Source organism: Variovorax brevis (assembly GCF_030317105.1).
Classification (GTDB): domain Bacteria; phylum Pseudomonadota; class Gammaproteobacteria; order Burkholderiales; family Burkholderiaceae_C; genus Variovorax; species Variovorax brevis.
On sequence record NZ_JASZYG010000001.1, the window covers coordinates 469,513 to 490,192 of the forward strand.

General features: G+C 65.5%; 17 protein-coding genes. 13 read left to right on the forward strand and 4 right to left on the reverse strand.

The features are described 5' to 3' along the window. Nucleotides 1-15 precede the first annotated feature (15 nt). From QTI66_RS01900 to QTI66_RS01910, 3 genes are all read left to right on the forward strand, one after another. Nucleotides 16-2,052, forward strand: a complete 2,037-nt coding sequence (locus QTI66_RS01900; protein ID WP_286557119.1) for a cholesterol oxidase substrate-binding domain-containing protein — start codon at nt 16-18, stop codon at nt 2,050-2,052. Between the two features lie 113 nt (nt 2,053-2,165). Then, entirely contained in the window at nt 2,166-4,223 is a 2,058-nt protein-coding gene (locus tag QTI66_RS01905; RefSeq protein WP_286557121.1) for a hypothetical protein, read from the forward strand. A 20-nt stretch (nt 4,224-4,243) separates the two neighbouring features. After that, nucleotides 4,244-5,359: a lipase family protein gene (locus QTI66_RS01910; protein WP_286557122.1), complete on the forward strand. Its 1,116-nt coding sequence runs from the start codon at nt 4,244-4,246 to the stop codon at nt 5,357-5,359. A gap of 60 nt (nt 5,360-5,419) precedes the next feature. Here QTI66_RS01910 and QTI66_RS01915 read toward each other — a convergent pair whose 3' ends face one another. Next, nucleotides 5,420-6,634: a glycerophosphodiester phosphodiesterase gene (locus QTI66_RS01915; protein WP_444814941.1), complete on the reverse strand. Its 1,215-nt coding sequence runs from the start codon at nt 6,632-6,634 to the stop codon at nt 5,420-5,422. Between the two features lie 215 nt (nt 6,635-6,849). Between QTI66_RS01915 and QTI66_RS01920 the strand changes: the two genes are divergently transcribed. Continuing rightward, the gene (locus QTI66_RS01920) at nt 6,850-7,191 is read left to right on the forward strand and encodes a hypothetical protein (RefSeq protein WP_286557125.1); all 342 of its coding nucleotides are present in this window, start codon (nt 6,850-6,852) and stop codon (nt 7,189-7,191) included. 62 nt (nt 7,192-7,253) lie between these two features. Here QTI66_RS01920 and QTI66_RS01925 read toward each other — a convergent pair whose 3' ends face one another. Next, entirely contained in the window at nt 7,254-7,988 is a 735-nt protein-coding gene (locus tag QTI66_RS01925; RefSeq protein WP_286557127.1) for a hypothetical protein, read from the reverse strand. 253 nt (nt 7,989-8,241) lie between these two features. Here QTI66_RS01925 and QTI66_RS01930 point away from each other — a divergent pair, with 253 nt between their 5' ends. The 3 genes from QTI66_RS01930 to QTI66_RS01940 all read left to right on the forward strand — a co-directional run bounded on the left by QTI66_RS01930 (nt 8,242) and on the right by QTI66_RS01940 (nt 10,743). Continuing rightward, nucleotides 8,242-9,366, forward strand: coding sequence for an AI-2E family transporter (locus tag QTI66_RS01930; protein ID WP_286557128.1), 1,125 nt, complete (start codon nt 8,242-8,244; stop codon nt 9,364-9,366). Between the two features lie 72 nt (nt 9,367-9,438). Further along, nucleotides 9,439-9,897 (forward strand): ion channel, encoded by a 459-nt coding sequence (locus QTI66_RS01935; protein ID WP_286557129.1) that lies wholly within the window; start codon nt 9,439-9,441, stop codon nt 9,895-9,897. Between the two features lie 105 nt (nt 9,898-10,002). Then, the gene (locus QTI66_RS01940) at nt 10,003-10,743 is read left to right on the forward strand and encodes a DUF3047 domain-containing protein (protein ID WP_286557130.1); all 741 of its coding nucleotides are present in this window, start codon (nt 10,003-10,005) and stop codon (nt 10,741-10,743) included. Between the two features lie 179 nt (nt 10,744-10,922). On the opposite strand, the gene QTI66_RS01945 is transcribed toward QTI66_RS01940, so the two are convergent. Continuing rightward, nucleotides 10,923-11,486, reverse strand: a complete 564-nt coding sequence (locus QTI66_RS01945; protein ID WP_286557131.1) for a BPSL1445 family SYLF domain-containing lipoprotein — start codon at nt 11,484-11,486, stop codon at nt 10,923-10,925. Between the two features lie 501 nt (nt 11,487-11,987). Here QTI66_RS01945 and QTI66_RS01950 point away from each other — a divergent pair. Next, nucleotides 11,988-13,391 (forward strand): MATE family efflux transporter, encoded by a 1,404-nt coding sequence (locus tag QTI66_RS01950; RefSeq protein WP_286557132.1) that lies wholly within the window; start codon nt 11,988-11,990, stop codon nt 13,389-13,391. Nucleotides 13,392-13,422: 31 nt separating this feature from the next. Here QTI66_RS01950 and QTI66_RS01955 read toward each other — a convergent pair whose 3' ends face one another. Next, nucleotides 13,423-14,343, reverse strand: a complete 921-nt coding sequence (locus QTI66_RS01955) for a LysR family transcriptional regulator (protein ID WP_286557133.1) — start codon at nt 14,341-14,343, stop codon at nt 13,423-13,425. A gap of 84 nt (nt 14,344-14,427) precedes the next feature. Here QTI66_RS01955 and QTI66_RS01960 point away from each other — a divergent pair, with 84 nt between their 5' ends. Genes QTI66_RS01960 through QTI66_RS01980 form a run of 5 tightly spaced genes read left to right on the forward strand, consistent with a single transcriptional unit; the run spans nt 14,428 to nt 20,676 of the window. Further along, the gene (locus tag QTI66_RS01960) at nt 14,428-15,498 is read left to right on the forward strand and encodes an LLM class flavin-dependent oxidoreductase (protein WP_286557134.1); all 1,071 of its coding nucleotides are present in this window, start codon (nt 14,428-14,430) and stop codon (nt 15,496-15,498) included. Between the two features lie 37 nt (nt 15,499-15,535). Beyond that, a complete protein-coding gene (locus QTI66_RS01965) occupies nt 15,536-16,549 on the forward strand; it encodes a flavin reductase (protein WP_286557135.1) in 1,014 nt (337 codons plus the stop codon). A 34-nt stretch (nt 16,550-16,583) separates the two neighbouring features. After that, nucleotides 16,584-18,002: an MFS transporter gene (locus tag QTI66_RS01970; protein WP_286557136.1), complete on the forward strand. Its 1,419-nt coding sequence runs from the start codon at nt 16,584-16,586 to the stop codon at nt 18,000-18,002. Between the two features lie 42 nt (nt 18,003-18,044). Then, a complete protein-coding gene (locus QTI66_RS01975) occupies nt 18,045-19,025 on the forward strand; it encodes a Bug family tripartite tricarboxylate transporter substrate binding protein (RefSeq protein WP_286557137.1) in 981 nt (326 codons plus the stop codon). A gap of 28 nt (nt 19,026-19,053) precedes the next feature. After that, the gene (locus QTI66_RS01980) at nt 19,054-20,676 is read left to right on the forward strand and encodes a 3-(methylthio)propionyl-CoA ligase (RefSeq protein WP_286557138.1); all 1,623 of its coding nucleotides are present in this window, start codon (nt 19,054-19,056) and stop codon (nt 20,674-20,676) included. The last annotated feature ends 4 nt before the right edge of the window (nt 20,677-20,680 follow it).

The window sequence follows — 20,680 nt, forward strand, 5'->3', positions numbered from 1 at the left end:
CGGAAGGACACCATCATGGTTGAAGCACAAAGAATCGCCTGCAGCAACGACGGCTGGTACACGATGTCGTTCACCGCCCGGTCGGACGGCTTCGAGTCGCCTGCGACAGGCACCATCTGGCGCGGCCAGCAGCAGGTGATCGACCTGGCCAACTACCCGGTGCCAGAAGGGCTCTCGTTCATGCCCGGCGTGTCGATCGACGCGGATGGCCGCAGCCACCCGCCGCCGCCGCCGGCCGCCATCACCTTCAAGATGAACGGGCGCACGGCCTTCTATGACGTCACGGGCAACGTCTGGACGTGGGAGGCCGTGTTCAACAAGCTCGGCGACCCCAGTGGCCGGCCGACGCTGCCTGGCTTTCCGGCGGACGTGCCGCTCAATGTCCTGCCGTATCACAACTGGGACAACCAGATCAACTCGCCCGGTATGCTCACCTGCGCCCCGCAATCGGCCGGCGACGTCGTGGCCGTCTGCAATTGGGCAAAGGACAACGGCTACCAGGTGAGGCCGCGCGGCGTCATGCATGGCTGGTCGCCGCTGACCGTGGCCGTCAATCCCGATCCGAAGGCCAAGATCCTGCTGGTGGATTTCACGAAGGGGCTGTGCCAGGCGACCGTGCTGGCGGCGTCGGGCGGATTGCCCACCCGCGTCAAGGTGCAGACCGGCAAGACCATGCTGGACCTGCTGAAGTACCTGGAGGCCCAGCCGGGCGGCAAGGGCCCGGCGCCCGGCTACAGCTTTCCCCACACGCCCGCACCGGGCAACCTGACGGTCGGCGGCGTGCTGGCCATCGACGCGCACGGCACCGCGGTGCCGACGCCGCCGCACGACGACTTTGCGGCCAGCTACGGATCGATGAGCAACCAGATCCTGGAGTTCACCGCCGTGGTCACGGACCCGGACTCCACCACGCCTGACCAATATTCCCTGCGCACTTTCAAGCGGGGCGAGGTCGATGCCAAGCTGTTCCTGGCCCATGTGGGGCGGGCGCTGCTGGTCGATGCCACCTTGCAGGTCATCGACAACTACAACCTGCGCTGCCAGAGCTTCACGAACTTTTCCGATGCCGTGGTGTTCGCCGCGCCCAGCGGGGCGACACCGATCCCCAAGGACAGTTTTGCGGACTACCTCGAGCGCTGCGGGCGCGTGGAGGTCATCTGGTTTCGCACCGGCACCAACCCGTGGCTCCATGTGTGGAGTGTCGAAGCCAGCAAGCCGGGTGGGTCAACGGCGGTGAGCGCGCCCTACAACTACCCGTTTGCCGACCACGTTCCCGATTCGCTGCAGAAATTCCTGAAGATGCTGCTCAACGGCGTTCCCTCGGCCACCCCGCTGTTCGGACAGACGGCCGCCAACGTCACTGCGAATGGGCTGGACGGGAAGAACATGGTGGGCCAGTCCGCCTACCCGCCTTCGCGCGACATCTGGGGTCCGTCCAAAAACTCGCTGCTTTACATCCAGGACACGACGCTGCAGGTGACCGCCAACGGCTACGCCCTGCAGATGAAGAAGGCCGACGTGCAGCAAGCGGTGCACGACTTCACCACGAAGTTCAGCAGCTTGCTGGCTAGCTACGAGTCGGCCAGCAAGTATCCGATCAACTCTGCCGTCGAAATTCGCGTCACCAGCCTGGACGATCCGGCGCGCGTGGCCGCCGGGTCGGGGCAGGGCGCAGAAAGCCCGCTGATCTCCGCGCTCAGCTTCGATGACACGGCGAAGCAGAACGGGTGGGACGTCGCCTTGTGGGTGGACGTGCTGACCCTTCCGGGAACCGAACATGCCAACGCGTTCTATGCGGAACTGGAACAGTGGCTCTTGCAGCGCTTCTCGGGCAAGGCGGCGCGCGCCCTGCCGGAGTGGTCGAAGGGCTGGGCCTATTCCGCAGGCCAGGGCGCATGGACCGACACGAACTTCCTTGCGCATGTCCGCGAGGCGTTCAGCACGGGCCGCACCGATCGCAACAACTGGAAGTTCGCGGTCGATGGACTCAAGAAGTACGACAAGTCCAACCTGTACTCGAACCCGCTGCTCGAACAGTTGTTCACCGGATAGTCGCCATGTGGTCGAAGGCTGCGCCGGCCTTCGACGGATGGCGCAGCGCGCGCGGACCGAATAGACTGTGTCCGCGAAATCGCTCGCAGGCAGCAGAGGGAAATTGTCCTGATGTGGCAACCACCGACATGGGCAGCGTGAGGACCTTCATCGCCAAGGCGCCCGACGCGCCCTCATCGGTCTGGAAAGCCCGTGCGGCCTTCTGCCTTCTTCTGGCCATTTTTCTTTTGAGCGCCGCCAGGCCCGCGGCCGCCTGGGTCTACCCCGAGCATCGTCAACTGGCGCTGCTGGCCGTCCAGCAACTCGATCCCGAGCGCAAAGTCGTCTTCGACCAGTTGTGGCAAGGCGCACGCACGGGCGACGAGCAGCGCCTTTGCGCGCAGGGCGCCGATGCCACGCAGGAGCTCACGCCCGCATGCATCGATTGGGCCGCCTTGTCGGCCATCGCCGGCGACCATTCCTGCTCGAGCCGCGAGATGCTGGACACCGCACGCAACGCGGCGTGGATCCTTTCCGTGGCCGACGTGGCCGCGCAGCTCAAGCTCGACCTGGGGCGCCTGCCTGTGACGGCGGAACCCGAACTGAGCGGCAAGGCGCCGGATGTGTTTTCGGATGCGCAGCGGCGGCTCGCGAGCCAGGCGGTGCAGGCGCAACGCGTGAATGCGCTGCGCACCGCCGACATCCGGCTGCAACGCGCCGATCCTGAATACGCCACGCGGGCCGGCTCCAACAACGCGCACTTCCTGCTGGCACGCCCCAGCACGCTGGTGAGCCCGCTCGACTACGCGGCATTGACGCTGCGCATCGGCTCGGACGTCAACGCGGTCGGCGTGTATTCCTGGTTCCACCTGAGCGCGCTGCAAAAGGCCAGCCGGCTGCGCGACGAATCGCTTTCGACTGCGCAACGCAACGAACTCGCACGCGCCGCACTGGCCGACGAGGCCTTCGCGCTGCACTTCCTGCAGGACGTCTTTGCCGCGGGGCACATCGCCGGCTCGTGGGGCGACACGTCGCAGCGGCAAGGCACGCACGACTACTACAACCAGAGCGGGCTCGAAGTCTTCACCTGGCGTGGAGGAGGGCACTCGCTGGTGCTGATGGGCGATGCCCACATGCGGCCCGAAGATGCGCAAGGGGTGGCCGTGTCGATCCAGGCCAGCCTGCAGCAGGTGCTTGACGTGGCGTCCGGCCGCACGGGAGCGGCGGAGTTTCCTGCGACCCCGGTGGCGCCGGCCGAACCGGACGCGTTCAACGTCTGCCGAACCAACAACTTTCCCCAACGCGATCCCGGCATCCGGGCGCGCCCCGAAGACCTGCGTCTCCTTGAAAGCACGCTGGTGGCGACGCCGGTGCCGGGGCTGGGCCCGGGGCTGGGCGCGATGCCTCGTTTTCGCAGTGAGGTCGGCCCCTTCATCGGGTTGGCAGGCTCTATCGACGGGCGCGTCATCGACGGCAGCTTCACGAGCGCCGACGCTTCCAGGGGAACCGTGATCGGCCTGGACCTGTCGGTGCGGGCCGGCTTCGGGCTCGACGGCGTGATGGGGCAGTCGGGTGACGGCCTGGTCTACGCCTCGGTCGGATTCCGCGCGGATTCGCCTTCCAGCAACCAGTTCAGCGACACCTCACGCGGCGCACTCGGCGGCAACCTGAGCGCCGCCGTGCCCGCGCGCGCGGGGCTCTCGCTGCGCCTGCGCATGCCCTATTACCTGGTGCCCGGCGATCTCGTGCTGGTCTCGCCGATGTATTTTGTCAACCCGAAGGCTTACGCGGACATGGCCGTGGCGGCGGCCAACGGCGGCCTGCTGCGCCTTCAGTCGGGCTGGGCCACAGCCGTCGGGCGCTTCCAGTTCGTGCTCGGCCGCGAACTGGGTGTGACCTTCTACGGGTTGTCAGGTGACGACCAGTTGCTGGCGCCGAGCGTTGCGCCCGGCGGGCTGGGACGGGCGGTCAACTTCAAGTCCACTTCCTTCGAATTGCCGATTGCCGAGTACCGGCCTTACCGGGCTTTCTCGACCAATCAAAGCTCGTCCGTGGTCGTTCAACTGTTTGCAGCGGCCGACGTACCGCGTGGCGGCACCGTGCGCTTCCCCGTCGGTGCGCCGGCGCCGGAGCTGCGCACGGTCTGGTCGATCGGCGTGCGTTTGGTCTTCGACTGGCGCTACTACTACTGAACCGAAGCATGAGGTCTGCGATGGGCAATGCGCTCCACCCGTTTCCCTGGCGCGGCGCGTGGCATGCGTGCCTTGCCAGCGCATGTCTTCTGATGGGCGGCTGCACCTCGTCGCCACTGATGCCTTTTGCCACGGACACCGTTCCGCTCGTGCTGGTGCCTGCCACGCAGACCGGCACGCAAGACCGGCGGCCGCGCTTCCGGGAGATCTTCTGCGCGGTGCTCGAGGCCCGCGGAACCGCGTTGCCGGACTATCGCCCTTGCGACGAAGCATTGACGCGCCTGGGCGCCGAGGCGGCCGGAACGGGGCGCCCGGTCGATCTCGGCGGCTCGAAACGGCGACTGGTGGCGGTGGTGGTGCCGGGGGTCGGGTACGAATGCTTCGAGCCCTGGCTGCATGCGCCCGGAACCTTGCGCCAGCACGTGCAGCAGTTCGGCTACGACCTGGACATGGTCAAGGTCGATGCGCTGTCAGGCACCGCCAGGAACGCGCAGATGATCCGCGATGCGCTGATGGCCATGCCCGCAGAACCCGGCGCGCCGCGCCTCGTGCTCATCGGCTATTCCAAGGGCGCGCCCGACATCCTCGAGGCCGTGACCCGCTATCCGGAGATCCGCAGCCGCATCGCCGCGGTGGTGAGCGTTGCGGGCGCAATCGGCGGCTCGCCGCTGGCGAACGACGCCACGCAGGACCAGGCCAACCTGATGCGCTACTTTCCGGGCGCGACCTGCGGCAAGGGCGACGGCGGCGCCGTGGAAAGCCTGCATCCCACGACGCGCAAGACATGGCTGGCGCAGAACCCGCTGCCCAGGGACTTTGGCTACTACTCGCTGGTCACGCTTCCGCAGCCCGATCGTGTGTCGCTCATCCTTCATGGCAGCCGCAACAAGCTGGCGCAGGTGGATGCGCGCAACGACAGCCAGGTGATCTTCTACGACCAGATCGTGCCGGGCAGCACCTTGATGGGCTACATCAACGCCGATCACTGGGCGATTGCGCTGCCGATCAATCGCACGCGCGCCGTGGCGGCGGCGATTGCGGTCACGGAGAACGCGTATCCCAGGGAGGCGATGCTGGAGGCGTTGTTGCGCTTTGTGGAAGAGGATCTTGGGGGTGCGGGGGCGGGCGGTCGGTGAGGTCGCTCGCCAGGCAGTCCAACATGCGTAGCGGTCAGTGAAAGCGACGCATGATTGGGTTCAATCGTTGTTGCGCTCGCACCTTCGCGAATTGATCAGGCACGACGCATAGTCCGGGTCGTTCTTGAGCAGGAACATGGCCCGCGCCGCGACCGCGGTGTCGGCGAAGTCGCTGAACAAGCCGTCGACACCCGCTTCGTAGAAGGCCAGGTATTCGTTCACCGCGTTGCCGCCAAAGCTGCCGGTCAGTCGCTTTTGCTCACTGCGGAAGGTGTACGGGTGCACCAGCAGCCCGAGCTTGTGGGCATTGGCGATGACGTCGGTGGGCGCAAGCAGGACGCGGTCGCGCTCGTCGACGGCGCCATCCCCTGTGACGTCGGCACAGGCGCCGTTCTGGACAGTCTTGCAGGCACTCGGGATCAGGTAGGGCTTCCACGGGCCGATGCCGTCGGCGTAGCCCTTGACCTCCTGGAGGCCGCGCCACGTCACCAGGTCCTTGAACAGGCCATCGCGGTTCGACACCACCCAGTCGTAGGGCTTGTCGAAGGGCGGGCTCAGGTCCATGGATCCGTCGGGCTTCACGTCGTTCGCGTCGATCAGCTGGATCAAGCGCACGCTGGTCTTGTTGCGAAGGTACTTCAGGTTCGCCGTCTCGAAGGACTGGATGAACACCGGCGCATTGCGGTGGTTCCACCCCGCGGCGGCCAGCACCGCCAGCAGCCGGTCTTCCAGTGGCAAGCCGATGCTCTGGTGATAGGTGGGGTGCTTGGTTTCCGGGTAGATGCCGATGCGGCGACCTTCGTCACGCGACTTGCGCTTGGCCAGATCGATGACTTCGGCCAGCGTGGGGATCTCGAACTTGCCATTGAAGTCCTGGTCCCGGTCCGGGAAGGACTGCACCGCGCGCAACTGCTTGATTTCCGCCAGTGTGAAGTCGCTGGCAAAGAAGCCATCGGTCGCCACGCCATCCAGCATGACGGTGCGCCGCCGCGCCGCGAACTTCGGGAAGTCCTTGACGTTGGTGGTGTCGATCAGGTTGGGCTCGTGCCGCGCGATCAGGTGGCCGTCCTTGGTGGCGACCAGGTCGGGCTCGATGTAGTCCGCGCCCAGCGTGATCCCCAGCGCATAGGCCTCGAGCGTGTGCTCCGGCAGGTAGCCGTTGGCCCCACCCCGGTGGCCGATGACCAGCGGCGCGTTGTCGCCGCGGCGGCGGCTGCGCTCGTCGTGCGCGGTGGCCGGGGCCGTGGCGGCAAGAAGGGTGCCGCAGCAAAGCATGGCGGCGAAGAGTCTATTGAAACGGGCCAAGGCGTTCTCCTGTTGAAGGTTGCGACCGAAAGATATGTGCCGGCCGTGACAGCGGTAAGTCCTGCAGGGTAGTGTGCTGTCCCATGAATAGCTGCGCTAAATGACCTGTTCTGACGATTTGGGGTGCGCGCAGAATGAAGCAGGTGGCGCTCCCAGGGCCACGCTGCCTCCATCCAGGAGTTCAAATGAAATTGATGCGCTCGAAGTCCGCACGCACCCGGGCCGTGGCAGCCGCCGCGACGGGTGCGCATGCCACAGGCACCGTTGCATTGGGCACCATCGCGATGGGCGCCGTCGCCGTCGGTGCGGTGGCCATTGGTGCCTTGTCCATTGGGCGGCTTTTCGTGGGCCGGGTTCGAATCCGGCGGTTGGAGATCGACGAACTGGTTGTTCACCGCCTTCGCGTCACGGAGCAACTCACGACGCCGTCGACGCCGTCGACGCCCGATGCTGGCGACGTCATTGAAGCTTCGGAACCTGATGCCGCGAGTGCAGTCGTCGAGGAGAACGCGGCGTCGAAGCAGTAGGCACGAACGCGCGCAAGCGTGGGCCTTGCGTTGCCGGCGCGATCAGTACACCCTGACCGAACTCAAGCGGTCCGGATTCGTCCCGCCGCCGGTTTCGTTGAAGGCGCTTTGGGCGGCACGGACAGCTGCTTATCCAGAGCTTTCTTCGTCGCGCGGGAAAGACTCAGTTCCTTTCCCTTGACGAGCCAATAGCTCGCGAACGCCCAGATGCCGAGCGCTTCCACGGCAATGACGAACTTGTTCTCGCCAACCGTCCACTGGATGATCAATGCGATCACAGGCGAAGCCAGCATGAAAAACCCGATGATGGCGTACTTGAGCTTGTAGGGCGTTTGCGAGACCCCTTCAGGCAGGTACTTGAGGGTGTCGCGTGCCCTGAACCAGACCACGTAGACGAGGCAACCGAACAAACCGAAAGCGCACAAGCCGTGGGGGGTCCAGCCCCCGCATCCGTCGCATGTCCACTTCATGGGGAAGCAGGCGACGCCCACCGCAAAAATGGCCGCGGCATTCAAGGCGAGGTTTTCCTCCCTCGTGAATCCCTTGTAGAGATACAGGAACGCTCCCACGGCGAACAAGCCTCCGACGAAGACAATCCGGCTCGGGTTGAAGCCTGTATTCGTCGCCCAGTAGTAGGCACTCAAGGAATCCTGGATCGGAAGCCCGCGGTCGAACAGGAGACCGACGCCCACGACGACGATGGGGAAAGCGAACGCGATGTACGCCATGCCCACTCGCAGGCTGATGTACGTGTCGAAGACATGGTCGTAGAGTTTCTCGCCGGTGGTCGTGTCCATGTTGCCCTCCGTTCCTGGTTTGCCAAAAGCAGGTGTTGCGCAAGCCAGTCTTTGCGCTGGCCCGGCAACCTTTGCCTGCCGGGATTCAATTTGTACGGCAGTCGTGACGGGACACGCATCCCACACCTGAAGGATGTTTTGCCGGCACCGGGTTGCATACGGGTTGCTGAATGCTGAAGTCTTGAGAGTTATCAAGTCAAGCAGGAAGAATCGCAGGAACAATGCGACGTCCTCCACCTTGAAAGGTCGACCGATGGCAACCCTTTTCAAGCCTGACCTCGTGCGCGAGACGCGGTGGTCCAGGAAGCTGATGGATGTGCTCATCCGGGCCGGGCTCGTGCTGGCGCTAACGCTGCTGTGCTTCCGCATCTTCGCGCCCTTCATCACCATGATGGCGTGGGCGCTGATCCTGGCGGTGACGGTCTACCCGGGCCATCAGGCGCTCGCACGCAAGCTGGGCGGCAAACAGGGGTTGGCGGCCACCTTGCTTGTGCTGGGAGGGATCGCCCTGATCGTGGTGCCCATGGCCGTGGTGCTGGGCTCGATGGGCGATTCGGTCCATGAAACCGTGGAACGGGTGCGCGGCAACAAGGTGGAAATTCCCGCGCCGCCGCCCGGCGTGGCCGAGTGGCCCGTCATCGGCCCGAAAGTGCATGCCGCCTGGTCGCTGGCGCATAGCGACATGCCTTCGGTCATCCAGCGGATGCAGCCGCAGCTTGGCGAGCTGGCCGCCAAGGCGCTGGAGATGGTGGCGAGCATCGCCGGAACGGTGCTGCTTTTCATGGCCTCCTTCATCATTGCCGGCATCATCATGACCTTCGGGGAATCGGGTGCCCAAGCCGCGCGGGCCATCCTGGGGCGCATCGTCGGCAGCGAGCGGGGGGTGGAGTTCGCGACGCTGTCCACCGCGACCATTCGCGCGGTGTCATTGGGCGTGGTCGGCGTCGCCTTCATCCAGGCCATGGTCGTGGGCATCGTGATGATCGTGGCCGCTGTTCCGTTCGGCGGCGTGCTGGCGATGATCGTGCTGGTTCTGGGGATCGCGCAGGTGCCGGCGCTGCTGGTCACCTTGCCAGTCATCGCGTATATCTGGATAAGCGGCAATTACGCCACCGTGCCGGCCGTCATCTACACGGTGTTGCTGGCGGTCGGCGGCATGCTCGACAACGTGCTCAAGCCGCTCCTGCTGGGCCGGGGCGTGGATGCGCCCATGCCGGTGGTGTTGCTCGGTGCACTGGGCGGTCTCGCCGGCGCCGGCATCCTGGGCATGTTCATCGGCGCCACCGCGCTGAGCCTGGGCTATCAGATCCTCATGCGGTGGGTCGCAACCGATCCGGACGTCGTCGATGTGGAAAGCATATTGCCGCCTCCACCTTGAGACGGTGGGCGCCATTGGCATTGCAGGGGTGAGGGTGCGGGCGATGGCGCCGCTGAACGCAGGAGCTACACCATGCTGATCAATCTGGCGATCGGGCTGCCAACCGTCCTGCTGTGCCTTGTGCTGCAGGCGGTCTTCACGTTCTGGTGCGTTCGCTACTACTCCGAGCGAACTCACCGCGAGGCCAACGCCGAGAGGCCATTCGTCCAGATCCGCTCGCTCCTGCTCGTGATGGTCGTGCTGATGATGGGCAACTTCATCCAGATCATGATCTGGGGATTGCTGTTCATGGCGCTGGGAGAATTCAGGGAGTTGTACGAGGCGGTGTACCACTCTGCAGTGAACTTCAGTTCGCTGGGCTACGGTGATGTCGTGATGACCAGGCCCTGGAAGCTGCTGGGCCCGCTCGAAGCCGGGAACGGGGTGTTGATGTTCGGGTTGACCGGTGCCGCGTTGATGGCGATCCTGCAACAGATGATCAGGGGCCAGGTCGAAAGCACGGCGCCGGGTCCGTCCGACAAGGGGAACTGAGAACTGCGTGATGCTGGCCCGCATCGAGCGCCCGGATCCCGTTGGCGCGCGCCGCCGACAAGGGATACATTCGGCCGTGTCAGCCACACTGGATTCGAGGCCCCCTTGACCGCTCCGCAACGCTTTCTCATGTGGTTCCTGTCGATGGCCTGCGTGATGGCGGGCGCCGCAACCCCGGATCCGGGCGTGCCCTGTGAGCCACGCAGTCTTGCCTTCGACGACAAGAATTCAGGGTGGTCACACGTGCCGCTGTCCAAGCTCAAGCGCGACACGGTGTACGACGTGGTGCAGGAGGGCGATCGCAAGGCCGTGCTGCGTGCCACCGCGGACCGATCGGCCTCGCTGTTCGTTGCGCCGCTGAAGCCTGCGCTGCGCACGCCTGTGACGCTCAGCTGGGAATGGAAGACCGATGCGCTCATTGCCGGCGCTGACAACCGCGTCAAGGAACGCGAGGACGCACCCCTGCGCGTGCTGGTGGCCTTCGACGGTGACGTCGCCACCTTGCCCGAAGCAGAGCAGAAGCGTTTCAGTCGAGCCAAAAGCCTGGGCCGGCGCGATCCCCCCTACGCAGTGCTGATGTATATCTGGACCAACCAGGGCCCGGTGGACAGCGTGATTCCGTCGGCGCACACGAGCCAGATCAAGATGCTGGCTGTGGCCTCGGGGACGGGCGGCCTGGGCAGTTGGCAGCGGATGCAGCGCAACGTCGCCGACGACTACAAGAAGGCCTTTGGCGCGGAACCGGGTCCGGTGCTGGCGGTTGCCGTGATGACCGACACTGACAACACCGGCACGAAAGCGGTTGGAAGTTACGCCGGCATCCAGATCGACTGCGGGAATCGCTGATCGCCTTGGCTCCGCCGCCGCGAAAGGCCGCCCCTGGGATCCAGCCACTTTCCCGCCGGGGTTTCGCGCCGGCCAAATGACGGGCCAACTGCAGTGGTGCGGCGCGCGCTTGATCAGCCGTCATGCGATGGCGCGGCTGCGAAATCCCTGAACGCGCAGGGCTTTCGCGCCGCCCCACATCACAGGTCGAGCTTGTTGATCTTGGTGCCGTCGAGGCTGAGGTTGGCCATCAGGCCGGCATTGCTCAGCGCATAGCCCACGATGGGTTGCTGGACGGTCTGCGTGTCCACGGCCGCTGACGCGCCCACCTTGAGCATGGTCACCGACGCATCGGCACCGGCGGTCCAGCCCTTGCTTGCGCGAAACTTGTCCAGCGCCTCTTGCGTCATGAAGAGCACATAGACCGCCTTGGAGTCGGCGCCGGCGAGCAGGCCCACCGATGCGGCGGTGGTGCTGTAGTAACCGTCGGTCTTGCCGCCAACGCGCAACGCGCCCTGGCCGTAGGAGCCGCCCACACCCAGTCCAGCAGAAAGCACCGAGGGGAACACCAGCACGCCCCTGGCCTTGGCCGTCATTTCACGCGAGCCCGGCACCTGGGCGTAGAGCTTGGACAGCGAACTGTCGATCGACGCATCGATGCTGTTGCGACTGGCCGCCGGGTTGCCGCCCGTGGTCGACGTGGTGGTGCATGCCGACGCCAGCACGGCGACGAGCCCCGCGACAAAGAATGATCGCTTGTTCATGTGGATGTTCTCCTGTAGTTGCCTGGCGGTCATTGTGCGTTGGCCAGTGCGCATCGAACAAGCCACTGCGCGTAGGCCTTCGCCGCGTTCTCGTGACGTGCCAAACAGACGCTGCTGCAACCGGAAAAGCACGCACGCGCACGGGTCCACCGTGCTGCACCTGGCTGTTGCTCAATTCACATGACTGTTTTGCACGGCGAGTGCACCAGCCAAGGCCTTGAGGCGGGTGCTGTCCGTTTGCGTTGTTCGACAGTCGCCCGACAGCGCACCGCCGCTCACGGCCATGTTGGCCACTTGGCCCGTCGCGCCATTGCAGGCCGATAGCCATTCAAATTGTGCATGGACGACATAAGTCGATTTCATTTTACTTATGCGCTCTTCACCGGTGCAATCGGGTCTTCAACGACGAGAAGACGCAACACAGAGACGACCACATGACCACCAAAAACATTCAATTGCAGGCCGCGCCCCTCTTGGCGAAACGCTGGCCCGACTTGTCCAATGACTGCCATTGATCCACGTACGCGCCTCCTTCTGGAGGCCCCCATCGTGCCGACCGTCCTGCGCCTGGCAGCGCCCAACGTGTTGGTGATGGTTGCACAGGCCTGCGCCGGCCTTGTCGAAACTTATTTTGTCGGCAAGCTCGGTACCGATGCGTTGGCCGCCATGGCGCTTGTGTTTCCGATTGTCATGCTCATGCAGATGACTTCCGCAGGCGCCATGGGCGGCGGCATTGCATCGTCGATTGCGCGAGCACTCGGCGCGCGACGCCGGGCCGATGCCGATGCGCTGGTGATCCACGCGCTGGTGATTGCGCTGGGCTTCGGGCTTGCTTTCACGTTGGCGCTGCTGCTGGGTGGCCGCTGGCTGTATGCGCAGATGGGCGGCACCGGGGCGTCGCTCGATGCTGCGCTGGTCTACTCGAACTGGGTGTTTGCCGGCGCGGTGCTTGTCTGGCTTTTCAACTCGCTGGCGGCGGTGCTTCGTGGCACCGGCAACATGGCCGTGCCAGCCAACGTCACCGTCGCGGGCGTCGTGGTGCTGGTTCCACTGTCGCCCTTGCTCATCTTTGGCTGGGGTCCGATTCCTGGCATGGGCATCGCCGGCGGTGCGGTGGCGCTGCTCCTGTACTACCTCGTGGGAACGATTGCGCTCTGGATGTACCTGCGTTCGCCGCGTAGCCTGCTCAAGCCAAGCCTCGCGGGTGTGCGGCTTCGCTGGCCGCTGTTCAGCGACATCTTGCGTGTGGGCCTTGTCGGTGCAATCGCAACGGTGGCGACCAACCTCTCAATCGGCATCGCAACGGCACTGTCGGGGCATTTCGGGCCAGGCGCGATCGCGGGCTATGGCACCGCAGCGCGCCTCGAGTACCTGCTGGTGCCGTTGGTGTTCGGCTTTGGCGCACCGCTGCTGGCCATCGTCGGCACCTGCATAGGTGCTGGCAAAAAGGAACGCGCCCTCAAGGCCGCATGGATCGGCGCAGCGATGTGCTTTGCCATCACCGAGGCGATTGGTCTGGCGGCGGCCATCTTCCCGCGTCCCTGGTTGATGTTGTTCGGCGACAACCCTGCGATGCTGGAGGCGGGGATCCAATACCTGCGCGCCGTCGGGCCGCTGTACGGTTTCTTCGGCCTTGGACAGGTGCTGCATTTCGCGTCGCAAGGCTCAGGGCGCCTGTTCTGGCCTGTGGTTGCAAACATCGCACGCCTGGCCGTGGCTGGCATCGGGGGATGGATTGCGTTGAACTGGGGCGGTGAGTTGGTGCACGTATTCGTTGCGCAGGGCATGGCACTGGTGGTGTACGGCCTTGGCATCGCGGCCGTGGTGGCCGGCGGTGCGTGGTTTGGCCGCCTGGGCTGGCCGCGCACCACGGCCGGGTTGATACAACGCATCCAGGCGACCTGAAGACTCCACGAAGATCGGTCGGTCTTGGGATTCAGGCGACCGTCGCCACCGCCTGCCGGATCTTCTGCAGCAGCCAGGCCAGCGCCTGGTCTGCCTCGAAGCGCTTGTGCCAGGCGATGTACAGGGGCGAGGGCGCGAAGTCGATCGGCGGCTCGTGCATGCTCAGGCCGAACAGGTCGGCAAAGGTCGGCGCCATGCCGCTGGGCAGGTTGCAGATGTAGCCGGTGCGCGCCGCGATCGCCGGCATCGCGATGAAGTGCTGCACCACTGCGCCGATCGGGCGCTTCAGGTTCTGCGCGGCCAGTGTCTGATCGACCACGCTGCCGCGCCGCTCGGCCAGGCGGATCACGATGTGCGGGCGCTTGAGATATAGCTCCAGCGGAAAGCGCTTCCTGGTCAGCCGCTCGCGCTTCCAGATCAGGGTGGTGAGCCCGATGCTCGCCGCCACCTCGCTGCGCACGCCCGAGCCCTTGACGGGGGCGGCGTCCAGCACCACGTCGACCTCCCCGGCTTCCAGCGATTCGTAGCCCATTTCGCCCTCGGGCACGGGCACCAGCTTGATGAGGATGCCCGGTGCCTCCTGCGCGACCGCTTCGATCAGTTGCGGCGCAATCGCGAACTCCACGAGGTCGCCGCCGGCGATGCGGAACTCACGCTGCGCCAGCGAGGGCACGAAAGCTTCGCCCGCCTGCAGGGCGAAGCCGATCTGCGAAAGCGCCTGGCGCACCGGTGTCAATAGTTGCTCGGCCCGTGCGGTGGGCACCAGCCCGTCGCGACCCGACACAAAAAGCTCATCTCCCAGGGCGTCGCGCAGGCGCCGCAGCGCATGGCTCACCGCCGGCTGGCTCAGGGCCAACTTGTCGCTGGCCCGCGTCACGCTGCGCGTCTCCCACAGCTTCAGAAAGACCGCCAGCAGGTTCAGGTCGAAGGTGTTGATATTCAGTTTGTGCATAGGTGCAATCCAATCGTTTCATTTTACTTATCACCCTGCCAGAGTTGCAATCGGGGTTCTGAGACATCAACCCCGGAGACACACATGGCCAACAAGGCACCCCTTTCGATGGGCTGGTTCTGCCCGACGCTCGGCGACACCAGCGCGTTCGGCGACCCGACCCAAAACATCCCCCAATCCCTCGAGCACTTCGAGCGCGTCAGCCTGGCGGCGGAAGCCGCCGGCTTCGACTACATGCTCGTGCCCGTCACGCCCCTGTGCTGGGACGCATGGGTCACGGCCTCCTTCATGCTGGCCCGCACGAAGAAGTTGAAGGCGCTGGTGGCCATCAAGCCCGGCTACTTCCACCCGGTGGCGCACGCCAAGATGGTGACGGCCATGGACCAGCTCTCGGGCGGCCGCGTCTACCTCAACCTGATCGCCGGCCTCAGCGAGAAGGATGCCGTCGCAGAAGGCGGTCACGCTTCGAAAGAACTGCGCTACGAGCAACTCGAGGAAGAAGTGCGCCTCATGAAGCGCCTGTGGACGGAGGAGGGCGTCAAGTTCGACGGCAAGCACTACCGCGTCGACGGCCCGAAGATCGTGCCCAGCGTGGTGCAGCGGCCGCATCCGCCTTTCTTCCTGGGCGGCGGCTCCGAGCAGGCGGCCGAGATCTCGGCGCAGCACTCGGCGGTGCACCTCTTCTGGGGCGACTACCCGGAAAAGATCGGCGAGGAAATCAAGGCGATGCGCCAGCGCGCCGCCAAGTACGGCCGTGAGCAGGAGATCCAGTTCTCGATGCGCCTGCAGGTCATCGTGCGCGAGACCGAGGAAGAAGCTTGGGCCGCAGCCGATCGCCTGATCGAGGGCGCGGACACGCCCGCTGCGAAGGCCATGGTGACGCACCTGGCCAGCTCCGCCAGCTCGGCGGCCAACAACCGCCAGCGCGAGTTGTCCAAGACCGTGGGCCGAAAGATGACCCCGCACCTGTGGACCGGCATCACAGAGGTGCGCCCCGGCGCCGGCGTGGCGGTGGTGGGCAACCCGCAGCAGGTGGCGGCGCAGCTGCGCGAATTCGTCGAGGTGGGCTGCACCGGCTTCTGCCTCTCGGGATACCCGCATCACGAAGAGGCCGAGCGCTTCGGGCGCCTGGTCATGCCGTTGCTCATGAGCTGACGCGGCAAATCACCCAGACAAAACAGGAGACAAGACAATGACTGCAACGATCGACAAGACCCAGTTCCGCAAGGCACTTGGCGCCTTCACCACCGGCGTCACCGTCGTGACCACGCGCGGTGCCGACGGCAAGGACTATGGCCTGACGGCCAACAGCTTCAACTCGGTGTCCATGGACCCGCCGATGGTGCTGTGGAGCCTGGGCAAGACATCTTCGAGCATCCAGGCCTTCACCGGCTCGGAGCACTTCGCGGTGCACATCCTGGCGGCCGACCAGGAGGCGGTGTCCAACCGCTTCGCCAAGAGCGGCGCCGACAAGTTCGCCGGCATCAAGCCGGCGCGGGGGCACGGGGAGGTGCCGCTGCTGGACGGCTGCTCGGCCCGCTTCGAATGCCGCGTGGCCTACCAGTACGACGGCGGCGACCACGTGATCTTCGTGGGCGAGGTGCTCAACTTCGACACCTTCGCTCAACCGCCCTTGATCTTCCACGGAGGGAACTACGGTTTGCTGCTCAAGAAAGCCGATGAGGCGGACATCAGCGCCACCTTCGGCGGCGACTGGCTGGGCAACCTGCTGGGGCGTGCCTACTACCAGCTGCTGATGCCGATCAAGGCCAACCTGAAGGACAAGGGACTTCGCGACATCCACTACAACATCCTGAGCGTGCTGAGCATGGGCGATGGCCGCAGCTGCGACGAGATCGCGCGCCTGGTGTCGATCGCTGGCGACCACGTCGACACGTCCCACGTGATGGCGCTGGCCGAACGCGGCCTGGTGCGCATCGAGCAGGGCGACGCCGGTGCGCAACTCGTGCACTTCACCCCCGAAGGCCGTGCTTACGCCATGGAGTTGCTGGCCTGCTGCAAGGCTGCCGAAGGCGACGCCGAGCGCGAACTCGACTACCGCGAGGCGCAGGTGCTGAAGCTGCTGCTCAAGCGCGTCATCCGCTCCACCGCGAACGGCCTGCCCGAGCACTGGCGCAAGGAAAACTTCTGGCGCGAGAACAACATCTGGCGCGAGGAAGCCCAGACCGCCCAAGCCCACGCCTGAGCTGCAGGCAAAGAACTACAGAAGCGAGACAAGCATGCATGCAGAAATCACCCGGGGCGGCGAAGGCCTGCCCGCGGTCAGCACGGGGCGCGCGTGGTACGCCGTCGCCGTGCTCCTGGTCGCCTACATCTTCTCGATCATGGACCGGCAGATCCTCTCCCTGCTGGTCGGCCCGATCCAGAAGACGCTGGGCGTGAACGACACGCTCATCGGCCTGCTTCACGGCTTCACCTTCGCGGCCTTCTATGCCGTGATGGGCCTGCCGATCGCGCGGCTCATCGACCGCGGCAACCGCCGCGTGATCATTGCCATCGGCATTGCCGTGTGGAGCCTGGCCACGGCCGCCAGTGGGCTGGCCCACGATTACTGGCACTTGCTCGTCGCACGCATCGTGGTCGCGGTGGGCGAGGCGGTGCTGATTCCGGGCACGGTCTCGTTGCTGGCCGACCTGTTCACCGCGGACAAGCGCGGCCGTGCGATCGGCGTCTTCGGCGCCGCGGGCCCGGTGGGCTCTGGCGTGGGGCTGTTCGCGGGCGGCCTGATCCTCGGCGCGTACACGCTGTCACGGCCCGTGCTGCCCTTCCTGGGCGCCATCGAGCCTTGGCAAGCGACCTTCATCGCAGTGGGTTTGCCGGGGGTCGTGGTGGCGGTCTTCATGCTGGCCGTGCCTGAACCGCGCGTCGCAAGGAAGGATCGCTCTGGCGCCCAGCAGCCGGCGTCGAAGGCCATCAACGTTCCGCTGTCGCAGGTCATGCACTACATCGTGAAGAACGGCCGCACCATCGGCACCTTCATCCTGGGGGCCGGGTTCTTCAACATGTGCGTGTACGGCTTCGGCGGCTGGGCGCCAACTTACTTCGTGCGCCATTTCGGCTTGAGTTACCAGGAGATCGGCAAGCTGCTTGGCGCGCTGATGATCGTCGTCGGACCTGCCGGCACGCTCTGCGCGTCCTGGCTGGGTGAGCGCTGGATCCGGCGCGGCGTCGCCCACGGCTACATGCGGGTCGCGATGCTGGTCGCCGTCGGCATCACGGCATCGGGCTGCGCGATGGTGCTGGCGCCCACGCTGCAGCTTGCGCTCATCTTCCTGGGCTTCACCTGCTTCTTCTCCTTCTCCATGTTCGGCGTCGGCCCGGCCATCGTTGCGCAGATCACCCCTGCGCCGATGCGTGGCCAGGTCGCTGCCATGTACACCGGCGGACTGAACCTCCTGGGTGCGGGCCTCGGCCCGGTCGCGATCGGCCTGATCACCGACTACGTGCTGCGCGACCGCAACGCGGTCGGCACGTCCATGGTCATCGTGTTTCTCGTGGCCGGTTCGGTGGCGCTCCTGCTCATTCGCAGCGGCATCCGCTCCTTTGAAGGCTCGATGAAGCAGGCGGCCCAGTGGCGACTGGCGCGCGAGCCGCAAGACACCGCATCCGCCAGGGCCACCAGCGCGGCGCCGGGCTGACGCAATCAAGCAATCCATCAACCACAACGAAAGAGACAAGCCATGCAAATCACGAAATTCCTGAAGGCGGCCGCGGTCGCCCTGGCGGGCGGCCTGATCGCCCTGGGCGCCGCGGCGCAAAGCTTTCCGTCGAAGAACGTTTCGCTGGTCGTTCCCTATCCGGCGGGCGGATCGGGCGACTACTTTGCGCGCCTCATCCAGCCGGAATACCAGAAGCGGCTGGGCCAGGCGATGATCGTCGAGAACATCGGCGGCGCCAGCGGCGCGCTGGGCGTGCAGAAGGTGCTGACTGCGCCCGCGGACGGCCACTACGAACTGCTCGGCACGCCCATGGACCTGGTGCTCGCACCGATGGCCCTGGCAGCCGTCAAGCACAAGCCCGAAGACCTGCGGCTGGCGGGCGTGGTCGCATCGAGTTCGCTGGTGCTGCTGGTCAACAAGGACATCCCGGCCAACAACATCGACGAGTTCATTGCCTGGGCGAAGAAGCGGCCCAGCGTGTCCTATGGCAGCTCGGGCACGGGCTCGCTGTTCCATGTGGTGGGCGAGAAGTTCGCGCAAAGCACGGGCCTGAACATGGTGCATGTGCCCTACAAGGGCGGCAGCCAGTTCTTTGCCGACATCGTCGGCGGGCAGATCGACATCGCCTTCTGGACGCTGGCCGGCCCCACGCTCGGCCTCCTGAAGGAAGGCAAGGTCAAGGCGCTGGGCATCACCTCGCGCGAGCCGCATCCGATGTTCCCGGAACTGCCGCTGATGAGCCAGCACAAGCTGCTGCCGGACTTCACCTACGACCTGTGGCTCGGCGTGCTGGTGCCCAAGGCGACGCCCGATGCCGCGGTCGCCACGATCCACACCGCGATGAACGAAATCATCCAGCTGCCTGCCGTGCGCAAAGGCACGCACGACACCGGCGCCCAGTCGCCGCGCGTCATGTCGCAGGCCGAGCTGGACAAGTACTACGCCAGCGAGATCGAGCGCTACAGGCGCGTGTTCAAGTCGATCAAGCTGGAACCGCAATAAGCAATCTGATTCTTTGGAGACACAAGAAATGTTTGGTTTGATGATGGATCGCCCCCTGCTGCTGTCAAGCCTGCTCGAGCACGCCGAGCAGCAGTTCCCGGACGTGGAAATCGTTTCGCGCGAAACGCACGGCCCGCTCTTTCGCTACACCTACCGTGACCTCGGCGCGCGCTCGCGCCGCCTGGCCAAGGCACTGGCCGCCCTCGGCATGGCGCGTGGCACCCGCGTCGCCACCGTGGCCTGGAACAACCACCGCCACCTGGAGGCTTACTTCGCGGTCTCCGGCAGCGGTGCCGTGCTGCACACCTGCAACCCGCGCCTGCATCCCGAGCAGCTCGCCTACATCCTCAACCACGCGGAAGACCAGGTCGTGCTGCTGGACAGCACCTTCCTGCCGCTGGCCGAAGCCGTGGCACCGCTGTGCCCCGGCGTCACGGCCTGGGTGCTGATGACCGAAGCCGCGCAGATGCCCGCGCAGTCGAAGCTGGGCAACCTGCTGTGCTACGAGACGCTGCTGGAGGCACAGGACGACGTGTTCACCTGGCCCGAGTTTGACGAGCGCACGGCCAGCTCGCTGTGCTTCACCTCGGGCACGACCGGCAACCCCAAGGGCGTGCTGTATTCGCACCGTTCCACCATGCTGCACAGCTTTGCACTGAGCCTGCCCGACACGCTCTCGCTGTCGGCGCGCGACTGCGTGCTGCCGGTGGTGCCCATGTTCCACGTTAACGCTTGGGGCATCCCCTATGCGGCGCCGATGAACGGCTGCAAGCTGGTGCTGCCTGGCCCCAGGCTCGACGGCGCCAGCCTGTTCGAGCTGATGGAAAGCGAAGGCGTCACCTGCAGCGCCGGCGTGCCCACCATCTGGCTCGGCCTGGCCCAGCACATGGAGGCCAAGGGCGTGAAGCCTTCGACCATGCACCGTTCGGTGGTGGGCGGTTCGGCCATGCCGCAATCGCTGATCCGCGACTTCGACCAGAAGTTCGGCGTCGAGGTGCGCCACTGCTGGGGCATGACCGAGACCAGCCCGCTGGGCACGCAAGGCGCGCCGATGGGCAAGCATGCGGCGCTGCCCATCGAGCAGCAGTACGCACTTCGCAGCAAGCAGGGCAGGGCGGTCTTCGGCGTGCAGCTGAAGGTGGTCGATGCCAACGGCCAGGACCTGCCGCGCGATGGCCAGTCGGCCGGCGAACTGATGGTGCGCGGTCCGTGGATCGTGTCCGAGTACTTCAAGGGCGAGAAGCCTGCGCTGCAAGGCGGCTGGTTCCCCACGGGCGACATCGCGACCATCGACGACGACGGCATCATGCAGATCACCGACCGGGTGAAGGACGTGATCAAGTCCGGTGGCGAATGGATCAGCTCCATCGACTTGGAGAACGCGGCCATGGGCCATCCGGCGCTCGCGATGGCGGCGGTGATCGGCGTGAAGCATCCCAAGTGGGACGAGCGTCCGGTGCTGTGCGCGGTGAAGAAGCCGGGCCATGAGGTCGACAAGGCCGCGGTGCTCGACTTCCTCGGCGACAAGGTGGCCAAGTGGTGGCTGCCGGACGAGGTGATCTTCATCGACAGCCTGCCCATGGGCGCGACCGGCAAGGTCCAGAAGATGGACCTGCGCCTGAAGTACGCCGACGTGCTGGTTTCGGAGTGACCTC

Bases quoted from the DNA above. Each gene is read 5' to 3' on its own strand.
- QTI66_RS01900 (WP_286557119.1), top strand. From the start codon at position 16: ATGGTTGAAGCACAAAGAATCGCCTGCAGCAACGACGGCTGGTACACG.
- QTI66_RS01910 (WP_286557122.1), top strand. From the start codon at position 4,244: ATGGGCAATGCGCTCCACCCGTTTCCCTGGCGCGGCGCGTGGCATGCG.
- QTI66_RS01915 (WP_444814941.1), bottom strand. From the start codon at position 6,634: ATGCTTTGCTGCGGCACCCTTCTTGCCGCCACGGCCCCGGCCACCGCG.
- QTI66_RS01920 (WP_286557125.1), top strand. From the start codon at position 6,850: ATGAAATTGATGCGCTCGAAGTCCGCACGCACCCGGGCCGTGGCAGCC.
- QTI66_RS01925 (WP_286557127.1), bottom strand. From the start codon at position 7,988: ATGGACACGACCACCGGCGAGAAACTCTACGACCATGTCTTCGACACG.
- QTI66_RS01930 (WP_286557128.1), top strand. From the start codon at position 8,242: ATGGCAACCCTTTTCAAGCCTGACCTCGTGCGCGAGACGCGGTGGTCC.
- QTI66_RS01935 (WP_286557129.1), top strand. From the start codon at position 9,439: ATGCTGATCAATCTGGCGATCGGGCTGCCAACCGTCCTGCTGTGCCTT.
- QTI66_RS01945 (WP_286557131.1), bottom strand. From the start codon at position 11,486: ATGAACAAGCGATCATTCTTTGTCGCGGGGCTCGTCGCCGTGCTGGCG.
- QTI66_RS01950 (WP_286557132.1), top strand. From the start codon at position 11,988: ATGACTGCCATTGATCCACGTACGCGCCTCCTTCTGGAGGCCCCCATC.
- QTI66_RS01955 (WP_286557133.1), bottom strand. From the start codon at position 14,343: ATGCACAAACTGAATATCAACACCTTCGACCTGAACCTGCTGGCGGTC.
- QTI66_RS01960 (WP_286557134.1), top strand. From the start codon at position 14,428: ATGGCCAACAAGGCACCCCTTTCGATGGGCTGGTTCTGCCCGACGCTC.
- QTI66_RS01965 (WP_286557135.1), top strand. From the start codon at position 15,536: ATGACTGCAACGATCGACAAGACCCAGTTCCGCAAGGCACTTGGCGCC.
- QTI66_RS01970 (WP_286557136.1), top strand. From the start codon at position 16,584: ATGCATGCAGAAATCACCCGGGGCGGCGAAGGCCTGCCCGCGGTCAGC.
- QTI66_RS01975 (WP_286557137.1), top strand. From the start codon at position 18,045: ATGCAAATCACGAAATTCCTGAAGGCGGCCGCGGTCGCCCTGGCGGGC.
- QTI66_RS01980 (WP_286557138.1), top strand. From the start codon at position 19,054: ATGTTTGGTTTGATGATGGATCGCCCCCTGCTGCTGTCAAGCCTGCTC.